Here is an 11823-nt window from a genome sequence, read left to right on the forward strand (position 1 = left end):
GAGCTGCGGTCGTGCCGGGGGGAGGGACCGGGTCTATCGGCTGGAGACGAGCGAGCCGGCCTACCTGCACGCGCGGGTCGAGGACGCGGAAGGTGTCTACACCTCCGTGGTGGCCGTGAGCGACCTCTGCGGCGGAGCGGAGCGCTCCTGTGGCTCCGGCATGGAGTCGGGCCAGCTTCCCCCCGGCACGCACTACGTCTGGCTCGACCGCTACGTCCAATCCTTCGAGAGCTCGGGGTACATCCTCCGCGCGGAGCTGCTGCCGCCTCCTCCCGGCGACGCCTGCGCCCAGGCGCGTCCCCTGGTCTTCTCCCACGGCGCGCAGGGCGGCACCGCGACGGACCAGATGGACGCCTCGGTCCTGCACGATGACGGGGACTGGAGTTGTAGCGGGAGCAACGGGGCGGATCTCGTCTACGCCTTCACCACCGACCGGACACTGGCACTCCACGCGAGCGCCACGGACTCGGTGGGCCAAACCCTGGCGCTCACCGTGGTCCGCGCGGCCTGCACCGCGGGGACGCGCGTGGCCTGCGGCTCCCCCACCCTGGACATCGCGGAGCTGCCCGCCGGCAGCTACTTCCTCTGGGTGGACGGGTTCTATCGGAACTCGGGCAGCGTGAAGCTCACCGCGACCCTGGAGTGAGCCAGGGCCGCGCGGGGCCCGGGACTACCGGTCTCGGGCCACCTTGAACTTGCTGGTGAGCACCGTGAGGCTGTCGGCCACGTTGTGCAGGTCCTGGGCGATGCGGGTGGTGCGGCCCGTGGCGTCCACGCCCTGCTTCACCAGCTCGGCCACGTTGCGAGCGCCCTGCACGGCCTGCTCGCTGGACTGACGCTGCTGCCGGGTGGCGATGGTGATCTGCCGTGCCGCCTCGCTCGTGCCGCGTGCCAGCTCCACAATCCGCTGGAACACCGCCGAGGCCTGCTCGGCCACCTCCACGCCGCGGTCGCTCGTGGCCATGCCCACGCGCGCCTTGGTGGCCGCCTCGTTGCCCGAGTCCTGCACCTTCTCGACGATGCGGGCGATGTCCCGCGCGGAGGCGGACACGCTCTCGGCCAGCTTGCGCATCTCCGCGGCCACCAGCGAGAAGCCCCGGCCCACCTCGCCCGCCTTGGTGCCCTCCAGCGCCGCGTTCAGCGCCAGCAGGTCCGAGCGCTCCGCCACCTGGTTGATGACCTGGGCGATCTTGGACACCTGCTGCAGGTCCTGGTTGAGGCCCACGATGGCGTCCGCCACGCCCTTGGACTCCATGCGGATGTCGTTGATGCCCGCCACCACCTGCGCCACCACCGCCATCGCCTCGGCCACCGCCTCGTGCGTGCGCCGCGCGCTGGACTCCACCACCTCGGTGGAGCTGGAGATCTGCTCCGCCGTGCGGCTCAGCTCCTCGAAGGTGGCGGCGATCTGCTGCGCGTACGCCGCCTGCTGGCTGATGACGTGCTCCTGATCCGCGGACGCGCCCGTCAGCCCGCGCGAGGCGCTGGAGAGCTGCTCCAGCCGCGCCAGCAGCTCCGTCACCGTGCCGCGCAGCGTGCCCAGCATCTCGTTGAAGGAGTGCGCCATCATGCGCACCTCGCCCGCGGAGGCCACGTCCACCTCGCTCAGCGACATGTCCCCCTGCGACACCTCGCGCGCCGCCTGCGTCATGCGCGTCACCGGCTCGGCGATGGCCCGCCCGATGAAGAAGGCGATGAAGAGGCCCACCACCGTGGCGCCCAGGTACACCAGGAGGCTCGGCCAGCGCATGGCGTCCGCCTCCGCCTTCACCGCGGCGGAGTCCAGGCCCACCACGTAGGTGTGGCCCCCGGAGAGCGCACACAGCGCCACCGGGTTGCCCTGCACGCGCTCCACCTTGCAATTGCCCGCTTCCGTCGCCCCCGTCAGCCCCTTGGGCACGGTGCCGCGCGTGGACAGCACCTTGCCGTCCGGCGACAGCACCGCCTGGAAGGAGATGGCGCCCGCCTGCTCCACCCGCTCGAAGAGGCGCGAGAGCTGCTCCACCGCCCGCAGCCCGCCCTCCCGCGCGTCCGCCGGCTGGGTGCCGGAAGTGACCGGGGGCGCCTGGCCCTCCCGCGCCAGCAGGGCGGAGATCTCCTCGGAGGCCAGCAGCCCCACCACCCGTGCCCGGTCCTCGAGTCGCTGCAACCCGAATTCACGCTGCTGCTTCGGAAAATAAAATCCGCTGAACAGGGCCACCGCGAGGCTGGGAACCAGCACCGCGAAAGCCACCTGCCAGCGCAAACTGAGCCGACCCCACATGCTTGGGCTTCTCTCTTGTCTGATCGGAAGACGCGCCAGGGTGTGACCCTAGGCCCCCGACGCGCGGAGCGTCAAACCCCGGTGCATCGCCGCTTCTCGGACGGGCGGGCGGGCAGCCGAGCCTCCCACGCGGCTTTTCTCTGTCATGTCCGGGGGTTGGATCCCCGGTTTCCCCATTGACACCGCCCCGGGGCGCCCCTAGGGTCCGCCGCGAAATGAACCCCACGACCAACCCCCTCGCCGACTACCTGCCCCTGGCGGTGGTGCTGCTCCTGTCGGGCATCCTGGCGCTCATCATCCCCAGCCTCGCCTCCGTGCTGGGCCCGCGGCGCCCGAGCGCCATCAAGTCCACGGCCTTCGAGGCCGGCTCCGAGAGCAGCGGCCCCGCGCGCCAGCGCTTCGCGGTGAAATTCTACGTGGTGGCCCTGCTGTTCATCGTGTTCGATGTCGAAGCCGTGTTCCTGTACCCCTGGGCGGTGAACTTCCAGGCACTCGGCTGGTTTGGCTACATCGAGATGCTCGTTTTCGCTGCAACCCTCGTGGTCGGCCTTATCTACATCTGGAAGAAGGGCGCCCTGGAGTGGGAGCACTGAGGAACCATGGCTGAGACCGATATCGCCCCCGTAATCACCACCCGCCGCGACGAGGCCATGGGCTTCTTCGAGCGGATGATGTCCAAGGGTCTGGGTTGGGCGCGCAAGTACTCGCTCTTCACCTACCCGTTCGCCACCGCGTGCTGCGGCATGGAGTTCATGTCCGTGGCCTCCAGTCGCCACGACATCGCCCGCTTCGGCGCCGAGTTCCCCCGGTTCTCGCCCCGTCAGGCGGACATGCTGATGGTGATTGGCACCATCAACCTGAAGCAGGCGCCCATCCTCAAGCGCGTGTACGAGCAGATGACCGAGCCCAAGTGGGTGGTCGCCTTCGGCGTGTGCGCCTCGTCGGGCGGCTTCTACGACAACTACGCGGTGCTGCAGGGCATCGACCGCATCATCCCGGTGGACGTCTACATCCCCGGCTGCCCGCCGCGCCCCGAGCAGGTGCTCGACGGCCTCAAGTTGCTGCAGGACAAGATCGGCAACCAGACGCACCGCGTCGGTCACCGCGCTCCGGCCCCGCACGACCTGCTGGCCGCGAACTACCCCCGCCAGGGCTAGTCGCTTCCCGGCCCCGTGCCGGCCCAGGGCCCCGCGAGCCTCCTCGGAGGCGGCGGGGCCCTTCGCTTTTCTACCAGCGGTGGTAGGCGGGGTGGCCCGGCTTCACCGCCACGAAGGTGCCGCGGCAGGTGGCGCACACCTTGCCCCCCGCGGTGAGCGTCCCCTCGATGATGACTTTGTCTCCCTCGATGGAGACGGGCCTGGCCTCCAGGTGCAGGGGCCCGAGCGGCGTGGGGCGCTTGAGCTGGATGGTGTACTCGGCGGTGACGGTGCACGGCGGGGTGTCCAGGCCGCGCTCCTTCATCAGCGCGTGGGCCGCCGTCCAGTTGCAGTGGCAATCCAGGAGCGAGCCGATGATCCCCCCGTTCACCACGCCGGGGAAGGCCTGGTGGTGCTCGGCGGGAGTCCAGTCGGCGACGACGCGCTCGCCCTCCACGACGCTGCGCACGTGCAGGCCCTGGGGGTTGGCGGGGCCACAGCCGAAACAGGCGAGGTTGGGAGCGAAGCGTTCCTGGAGGCTCTCGGGAGAAGTCGTGGACATGGCGGGAACATAACGCCGCCGTGACGCCTTGGGACGCTCGACGGACGAGCAGGCACGCGGAAAGTGCGTGCCCCCCAGGCGCATGCGAGGATGCGCGCACACCTGATGCATGCTCGAGGAAGAGTGGTCGAGACCCGGCAGACACGCGCGGCCCTCGCCGAGTTCCTGCGGGAGCCGGTGGGCAAGGCCATCGAGTCCGAGCGCCGGCACAACGCCGGGCGGCTCGCGATGCTGCGCTTGCTCGGCGTGTCCGTCATCCTGGCCATCACCGTGTACCTGGCGCGCGTGCAGGGGCTGGCGGACTGGGAGGTGTACCTGGGCCCCTTCGTCGCCTACTGGCTGTGCACCGTGGCGACGCTGGTGGGCGTGCTGCGCTCGACGCGGGTGGCGAGCTGGGCCGGACTGTCGCTCGCGGTGGTGGACGTGCCGGCCATCTACTGGCTGCAGCACCTGGCCATCCCCGTCTCCCCTTCACCCGGCGGCGTGGCGGGCTTCACCCTCGGTCTCTACGCCTGCCTCATCGTCATCTCGGCGCTGTCGCTGCGGCGCACGGTGACGTTCACGGTGACGGCGGTGGCGGCCGTGGCCGAGGTGTACCTGCAGGCCGAGGCCTCCATCGGCGGGGGCGCGCGCGTGGTGGCGGTGGTGGTGCTGGCGTTGACGGCGGGGGCCGCGCGCTACCTCTTCCAGCGCATCCACGTGCTCATCTCCGCGGTGACACACGAGGAGCTCCAGCGCGCCCAGCTCGGACGCTACTTCTCCCCCGCGGTGGCCGAGCGCCTGCAGGACGTGGTCTCCCCGGTGTCCACCCCCGAGGTGCGCGAGGTGACCATCCTCTTCGCGGACATCCGGGACTTCACCTCCCTGAGCGAGCGGCTGTCCCCCGAGGCCGTGGTGGCCATGCTCAACGAGTACTACGGCCGCATGGTGGAGGTGGTGTTCCGCCACGGCGGCACGCTCGACAAGTTCATCGGGGACGCACTCATGGTGTACTTCGGCGCGCCCCTGCACGACCCGGAGCACGCCCGGCGGGCCGTCGAGTGCGCCCTGGAGATGATGCTCGAGCTGGAGGCGGTGAACGCCGAGCGGGCCGCCCGGGGCGAGCCGGGCCTGCGCATGGGGGTGGGGCTGCACACCGGGAGCGTGGTGCTCGGCAACATCGGCTCCACCGCCCGTCGACTGGAGTACACCGCCATTGGCGACACGGTGAACCTGGCCAGCCGCATCGAGCGGCTCACCAAGGAGCACGGAGCGGCCGTCCTCGTCTCCCGGGAGACCCGGGCCCAGGCGGGTGAGGGGTTCCTCTGGCGGGAGCTGCCCCCCAGCGCCGTCCCCGGCAAGCGGGAGCCGGTCTCCACCTTCATTCCCCAGCCGCTCCCCGCCCGCAGGGGTACCGGCGCGACGGCCTGAAATGCCCGTTCCCGCGAACGTGGGCTTCTGAGTCGCGTAAGTAGCGAGGATGGTTGAGGGATTACGTTGACGGGCGAGGGGGGGCATCCTTATAACGCGCCGGATTCCTTAGCCAGCATTGAGGCCCCCCTTGAGCACTTTTGCACTGGACAGGGTCACCGCCCAGTTTCCGGAGGCGGTGGCGGAGCGCTACCTCGACCGCACTGGCGGCGCCTGGGCCGTCATCCACGCCGAGCACCTGCCGAAGGTCGCCGCGTTCCTGAAGCACGACCTGGATTTCAAGCTTTTCACCTCGATCGACGCGGTGGACCGCCTCCACCTCGCGGAGAATGATCCGCGCTTCGAGGTCGTCTACTTCGTCTACTCGCTGTCGCGTCACGAGCACGTGCGCCTGAAGGTGCGCGTGAGCGAGACGAACCCGGAGCTTCCCTCCATCACGCCCATCTTCAAGGGCGCCAACTGGTGGGAGCGCTTCGTCTGGGACTTCTACGGCATCCGCTTCACGGGACACCCGGACCTGCGCCGTGTGTTGCTGTACGAGGAGTTCCAGGGCCACCCGCTGCGCAAGGACTACGCCCTGCGCGACCGGCAGCCGCTCATCCCCGAGCGCCCCATCAAGGACATCTTCCGCGGCCCCGGCACCAGCGGCGTGAGCTGAGCGCCCGCCCCCACCGGACAGCCCCCCGAGGACACGATCATGGCGGATCCCCACAAGCCCGCGTCACCCCCCAGCCCCGAAGCGCCCAACCCGGACATCGACGCCTACGCCCACGAGGCGGAGCTGGAGGCCCACCTCCAGACCAAGCGGATGTATGTCAACATGGGCCCGTCGCACCCCGCCATGCACGGCACGGTGCGCATGAAGGTGGAGCTCGAGGGCGAGAACATCGCCAAGTCCGACTGTGAGATCGGCTTCCTCCACCGCGGCTTCCAGAAGAGCTGCGAGAACGTCACCTGGACCCAGTGCCTGCCGTACACGGACCGGTTGAACTACGTGTCGGCGATGATGAACAACTTCGGCTTCCTCAACGCCGTGGAGAAGCTCATCGGCCTGGAGATCCCGGAGCGCGCCCAGTACATCCGCGTCATCGGCTCGGAGCTGCACCGCATCCATGACCACCTGACGTGCGTGGGCGCCACGGGCATGGAGCTGGGCGGCTTCGCCCCGTTCCTCTTCGCCGTGGAAGCGCGCGAGCTCATCATGGACCGCGTGGCCGAGCTGACGGGCGCGCGGCTCACCACCAGCTTCGGCCGCATCGGCGGGATGAACCGCGACCTGCCCGAGGGGTGGATCGAGCGCACCCTCAAGTCGCTGGACAAGGTGGCCGAGCTCGTCGTGGAGATCGACGGGCTGCTCACACGCAACCGCATCTTCGTGGACCGCACGAAGGAGACGGGCGTCATCAGCGCCGAGGACGCCATCGACTACGGCTGGACGGGCCCCTGCCTGCGCGCCTGCGGCATCAACTACGACATCCGCAAGACCAAGCCCTACTGGGTGTACGACCGCTTCGACTTCGACATCCCCATCGGCGAGAAGGGCGACAACTTCGATCGCTACCTGATGCGCATCGAGGAGATGAAGCAGTCGGATCGCATCCTGCGCCAGGCGCTGAAGCAGATTCCGGCCGGCCCCATCATCCTGGACGACTGGCGCATCGCGCTGCCGCCCAAGCCCGAGGTGTACGGCACCATCGAGGGCGTCATCTCGCACTTCAAGCTGGTGATGGAGGGCATCCAGGTGCCGCCCGGCGAGGTGTATGACGCCACCGAGGCCGCCAACGGCGAGCTGGGCTGGTACATGGTGAGCGACGGCGGCGGCCGGCCGTACAAGGTCCACGTGCGCGCCCCGGGCTACCCCATCCTGTCCGCCGTGCCCGAGATCATCCAGGGCAAGATGCTGGCGGACCTCATTCCCACCTTTGACACGATCAACATGATCGGCGGCGAGGTCGAGCAGTGAGCGACAACGACACCAAGAAGCCCACCGGAGACTCGCAGACGCCCCCCAAGGGCTCGCCCTCCGAGACGCGGGAGGCGCCCGGCTCCGCGCCCAAGCACCCGCCCGCGGGCGCCAAGCTGGACACCCCTCCGGCCGCGCACAGCGCCCCCACCGCGCCTCCGCCGCCTCCCGCGGCGAAGCCGGCCCCTCCCCCGCCGAAGAACCCGGGCTTCGTCACCTGCACCATCGACGGCAAGGAAGTGGTGGTGAAGCCGGGGACGAACATGGTCGAGGCGGCCAAGATGGTCGGCTCGGACATCCCCTACTATTGCTACCACCCGCGCCTGTCCATCGCGGCCAACTGCCGCATGTGCATGGTGGAGGCCTCCAACGCCCCCAAGCTGGTGCCCGCCTGCCAGACGCCGCTCGCCGAGGGGCAGGTCATCAAGACCACCACCCCCAAGGTGAAGGAGCAGCAGCGCGCGGTGCAGGAGTTCCTGCTCCTCAACCACCCGGTCGACTGCTCCATCTGCGACCAGGCCGGTGAGTGCAAGCTGCAGGACTACTACATGCGCTACGACTACCGCCCCTCGCGTCTGGAGGGCGGCAAGGTCATGAAGAACAAGCGCAAGGTGCTCGGGCCCCGCGTGGTGCTGGACCAGGAGCGCTGCATCATCTGCAGCCGCTGCGTGCGCTTCATGAACGAGATTCCGAAGGAGCCGCAGCTCGGCATCTTCGGCCGTGGCAGCCACGAGGTCATCGACACCTTCCCGGGCAGCGAGCTCAACAGCAACTACTCGCTCAACACCGTGGACATCTGCCCGGTGGGCGCGCTGCTCAGCCGCGACTTCCGCTTCCGCGCCCGCTCGTGGTTCCTGTCCGCCGCTCCGTCCGTGTGCACTGGCTGCTCGCGCGGCTGCAACATCTACGCGGACTTCATGGCGCAGGACACCTACCGCTACCGCCCGCGCGAGAACGAGGCCATCAACAAGAGCTGGATGTGCGACCACGGTCGCGAGACGTACAAGGGCCTCAACCTCGGCCGCGTGCTCGCCGCCGTCGTCGGCCGCCAGCCGGGCACCGGCACCGCCCGTCCCGAGGTCGCTCGCCGTGAGGCCGTGAAGGCCGCGGGCCAGGCGCTCGCCGGGGTGAAGGGCCGCGTGGCGGTGCTCGCCTCGCCGGTGGCCTCCAACGAGGACCTGCTCGCCACGCTCACCTTCGCCAAGGTGACGCTGGGCGCCAAGGAGGTCTACGTCGGTGGCCGCCCGCAGGGTCAGGCGGACCACTACCTGCTGACGGCGGACCGCAACCCCAACCGCAAGGGCCTGGAGCTCATCGCCCAGGGCCTGGGGCTGACGGTCAAGTCGTTCGAGGACCTGACCAAGGCCCTGGACGGTGGCCGGGTGACGGCGCTCTACGCCGTGGGCAACGAGGTGCCGGGCAACGTCGAGGCCTTCGCCCAGGCGGCCTCGAAGCTGGACGTCTTCGTGGTGCAGGCGACGAATGAGTCGCCCCTCACCGCGCAGGCCACGGTGGTGCTGCCCGCCGCCGTCCACGTGGAGCACGACGGCTCGTTCGTGCAGGGGGACGGCATCATCCAGCGCTTCCGCAAGGCCTACCCGCCCAAGGGCGACGCCACGGCGCACTGGGCGCTGGCGGCCGAGCTCACCCGCGAGATGGGGGGCACGGTGGCCTGGACGTCCGCGCGCGAGGTGTTCCGCGAGCTGGGCAAGACGGTGACCGAGTTCGCCCAGTTCGACTGGGACAAGGCCGCCCCGCCCGATCGTGAGAAGCCCGGCATCAACCCGCTGCCGACCGCCGCCGACGGCCGGCCTCCGGGGTACCGTGAGTTCGGCGCTCCCAGGGTCCGGGGTATCTGACAATGAAGCGCATACTCACCATCCTCTTCTGGTTTGGCGTCATGTTCGCCCACTTCGTGGGCATCATGGCTGCGGCGTACCTCCTCGGGGGCCTGGCGGAGCAGCACCTGTTCGCGGGCGCCAGCCGTCTGACGAACCTGGTCATCCTGATGGTCGCCGTGGTGATGGGGATTGCCTCCCTGCTCACGGTGGCCGAGCGCAAGTGGAGCGCGCTGATGCAGGATCGCATCGGTCCCAACCGCGCGCGCATCAACCTGCCGGGTCTCAAGAACAGCGCCCTGGTGGGCATCCCCCACTTCCTCGCCGACGGCATGAAGATGCTGTTCAAGGAGGACTTCATCCCGGCGACGGCCAACAAGCTGCTCTACAACCTGGGGCCCATGCTGGCCTTCGCGCCGGTGTTCGCCCTGTTCGCGGTGGTGCCCGCCGGCCCCAGCGTGTCGGTGTTCGGCAACAAGGTGGACATGGTGGTGGCCACCCCGGACTTCGGCATCCTCTACGTGTTCGCCATCGCCTCGCTGGCGGTGTACGGCACGTCGCTGGCCGGCTGGTCCTCCAACAACAAGTTCGCCCTGCTCGGTGGCGTGCGCGCCTCCTCGCAGATGATCTCCTACGAGGTGGCGCTCGGCCTGTCGCTGGTGGGCCTCATGCTGGCCTTCTCGACGGTGCAGCTGCCCGTCTTCATGGGCAACGTCGCCAACGAGCTGGGCGCGGGCAATGCCGCCAGCGGCCAGGCCCGCTACCTGTGGCGCTTCACCTCCGAGGGCGGCGCCTTCGACTTCGGCATCCCCGCCTGGGGCTTCCTGCTGCAGCCGCTGGGCTTCTTCCTCTTCTTCGCCGCGGCCTTCGCGGAGACCAAGCGCGCCCCCTTCGACACGCCGGAAGGTGAGTCGGAGATCATCGGCTACTTCGTCGAGTACTCGGGCATGAAGTTCGGCCTGTTCATGATCTCCGAGTTCGTGGAGATCGTCATCCTCTCCGGCCTCATCGTGGTGCTCTTCTTCGGTGGCTACCACCTGCCCTTCGGCGGCGAGTGGCTGTCCAACCTGGCGCTCATGAAGGAGCACGGTTGGCTGTACGGCACCGTGCTGGGCACCGTGTTCTGGGCGAAGGTGATGTTCTTCGTATGGCTGCAGCTGACCATCCGCTGGACGTTCCCGCGCTTCCGCTACGACCAGATCCAGACGCTGGGCTGGAAGATCCTCCTGCCCATCGGCCTCATCAACGTGTTCCTCAGCGGCGCCCTCGTGCTGTGGGATCCCTCGCTGCGGCTGCTCGCGCTGATGGGCCTGTTGGAGATCGGCATCCTGCTGTCCCTGACGCTGTCGAGGAAGCAGAGCACGGAGGAGCACGGCCACGGCGGGGCTCATGGCCACGGCCATGGCCACGACGCGCAGGGCCACGGCCTGCCCGCCCACGGTCACGCCGCCGCCGCCCACGCGGCCCCTGCGGACCCCCACGCCGCCGGCGCGCACCCCGCCCCGGCCTCGCACTAGTCTCTGAGAGAAAGACACCATGGCTTACAAGGCGACCCAGGAGCCCCGCACCGACATCCGCGAGCGCTCCTACATCCCGGAGCTGCTCCGCGGCCTGGCCATCACCACGCGGCACTTCCTGCGCAACCTCTTCGGGACGCGCGAGGTGGGCACCCCGTTCGAGTCCCGCACGGGCACCAGCCTCGTCACCACGGTGCAGTACCCGGAGGAGAAGATCCCCTACCCTCCGGGCTACCGTGGCCTGCACCGGCTGGTTCCGCGCGATGACGGCAAGCCACGCTGCGTGGCCTGCTACATGTGCGCCACCATCTGCCCGGCCCAGTGCATCTACATCGAGGCCGGTGAGTACGAGGTGGACGCAGGCGAGGCCAGCTCGCGCGTCATCGAGAAGTTCCCCACCCAGTTCGTCATCGACGAGCTGCGCTGCATCGTGTGCGGCCTGTGCGTGGAGGCGTGCCCCAAGGACGCCATCCGCATGGACACGTACACGCACACTCCGGCGGAGTACAACCGGCAGGGCTTCGTCTACGACATCCCCAAGCTGCTCAAGGGCCCGGCCGTCTCCCACCCGTCGGATCCGTGGAACAAGCGCCCCAGCTCGGATCAGCCGGCGCACGTGCACAAGGAGGCCCACGCCCGCGTGGGCGAGGGCAACGAGCCGCAGCACCCGCACCTCGAGGCGGGCGACACGCACGGCGACCACGTCACGCCGCCCACCTCGCGCACCGTCGTCTCCAACGAGGGCCCGGTGCCCGTGACGAAGTTCCTCAAGTAGGACGCCCGGCGACCTGCCGGCACCCGGCCCGCCCTCCCCGCTCCTCGCGGTGGACGGCGGGCCGGTGTCGTTTCAGGCCAGAGGAGTGCAGCCCCGTTGCAGCCCTACAGCCTGGCGCTCAGCGTGCGAGGGGGCTGGCCTTGCTCGACCGCGGCAGCCCTTTCCAGCACCTCGCAAACTCCGTAGGGTTCCCGGTGCATGAAGCGCTACCGCCTCTCCGTGTGCAAGGGCTCGAGCTGCAAGGCCGGTGGTTCCGACGCCGTGGCCGCCGCCGCTCGCGATGAGCTGTCCACACGGAAGCTCCAGCCGCGCTGTGAGCTGTACCGCGGAGGCTGCTACGGCTTCTGCCACATGGGGCC

11 protein-coding genes and 1 pseudogene are annotated in these 11823 nt (G+C 69.4%); 10 read left to right on the forward strand and 2 right to left on the reverse strand.

All coding sequences use genetic code 11. From position 1 onward, the window contains the following. Nucleotides 1-646, forward strand: a 646-nt coding sequence (locus VF697_RS30965) for a hypothetical protein (RefSeq protein WP_331100580.1), incomplete at its 5' end; no start/stop codon positions are given. A gap of 24 nt (nucleotides 647-670) precedes the next feature. On the opposite strand, the gene VF697_RS30970 is transcribed toward VF697_RS30965, so the two are convergent. Further along, nucleotides 671-2263 carry a methyl-accepting chemotaxis protein gene (locus VF697_RS30970; RefSeq protein ID WP_331100583.1) on the reverse strand — a complete coding sequence of 531 codons (1593 nt, stop codon included), beginning with the start codon at nucleotides 2261-2263 and terminating at the stop codon, nucleotides 671-673. A gap of 215 nt (nucleotides 2264-2478) precedes the next feature. Here VF697_RS30970 and VF697_RS30975 point away from each other — a divergent pair, with 215 nt between their 5' ends. Then, nucleotides 2479-2856: an NADH-quinone oxidoreductase subunit A gene (locus VF697_RS30975; protein ID WP_331100585.1), complete on the forward strand. Its 378-nt coding sequence runs from the start codon at nucleotides 2479-2481 to the stop codon at nucleotides 2854-2856. 6 nt (nucleotides 2857-2862) lie between these two features. Further along, nucleotides 2863-3420: an NADH-quinone oxidoreductase subunit B gene (locus tag VF697_RS30980; RefSeq protein WP_331100587.1), complete on the forward strand. Its 558-nt coding sequence runs from the start codon at nucleotides 2863-2865 to the stop codon at nucleotides 3418-3420. A gap of 70 nt (nucleotides 3421-3490) precedes the next feature. Here the strand turns inward: VF697_RS30980 and VF697_RS30985 are convergent, their stop codons facing one another. Next, nucleotides 3491-3961 (reverse strand): PaaI family thioesterase, encoded by a 471-nt coding sequence (locus tag VF697_RS30985; protein ID WP_331100589.1) that lies wholly within the window; start codon nucleotides 3959-3961, stop codon nucleotides 3491-3493. Nucleotides 3962-4084: 123 nt separating this feature from the next. On the opposite strand from VF697_RS30985, the gene VF697_RS30990 reads away from it, so the two are divergent. The 7 genes and pseudogenes from VF697_RS30990 to VF697_RS31020 form a co-directional block, all read left to right on the forward strand. Next, nucleotides 4085-5371: an adenylate/guanylate cyclase domain-containing protein gene (locus VF697_RS30990; RefSeq protein WP_331100592.1), complete on the forward strand. Its 1287-nt coding sequence runs from the start codon at nucleotides 4085-4087 to the stop codon at nucleotides 5369-5371. 145 nt (nucleotides 5372-5516) lie between these two features. Then, nucleotides 5517-6029, forward strand: coding sequence for an NADH-quinone oxidoreductase subunit C (locus VF697_RS30995; RefSeq protein WP_331100602.1), 513 nt, complete (start codon nucleotides 5517-5519; stop codon nucleotides 6027-6029). A gap of 39 nt (nucleotides 6030-6068) precedes the next feature. Continuing rightward, nucleotides 6069-7334, forward strand: coding sequence for an NADH dehydrogenase (quinone) subunit D (gene nuoD / locus VF697_RS31000; RefSeq protein ID WP_331100594.1), 1266 nt, complete (start codon nucleotides 6069-6071; stop codon nucleotides 7332-7334). Further along, nucleotides 7331-9193, forward strand: coding sequence for a 2Fe-2S iron-sulfur cluster-binding protein (locus tag VF697_RS31005; RefSeq protein ID WP_331100596.1), 1863 nt, complete (start codon nucleotides 7331-7333; stop codon nucleotides 9191-9193). The genes nuoD and VF697_RS31005 overlap by 4 nt, the downstream gene beginning before the upstream one ends. Before the next feature lie 2 nt (nucleotides 9194-9195). Further along, on the forward strand, nucleotides 9196-10689 hold the full coding sequence (locus VF697_RS31010; protein ID WP_331100598.1) for a complex I subunit 1 family protein: 1494 nt from the start codon (nucleotides 9196-9198) through the stop codon (nucleotides 10687-10689). Nucleotides 10690-10708: 19 nt separating this feature from the next. Further along, nucleotides 10709-11464, forward strand: coding sequence for an NADH-quinone oxidoreductase subunit I (locus VF697_RS31015; RefSeq protein WP_331100600.1), 756 nt, complete (start codon nucleotides 10709-10711; stop codon nucleotides 11462-11464). A 198-nt stretch (nucleotides 11465-11662) separates the two neighbouring features. Beyond that, a pseudogene (locus VF697_RS31020) lies at nucleotides 11663-11823 on the forward strand ((2Fe-2S) ferredoxin domain-containing protein); the annotation flags it as partial.

The organism is Archangium sp. (assembly GCF_036388035.1).
Classification (GTDB): Bacteria; Myxococcota; Myxococcia; order Myxococcales; family Myxococcaceae; genus Archangium.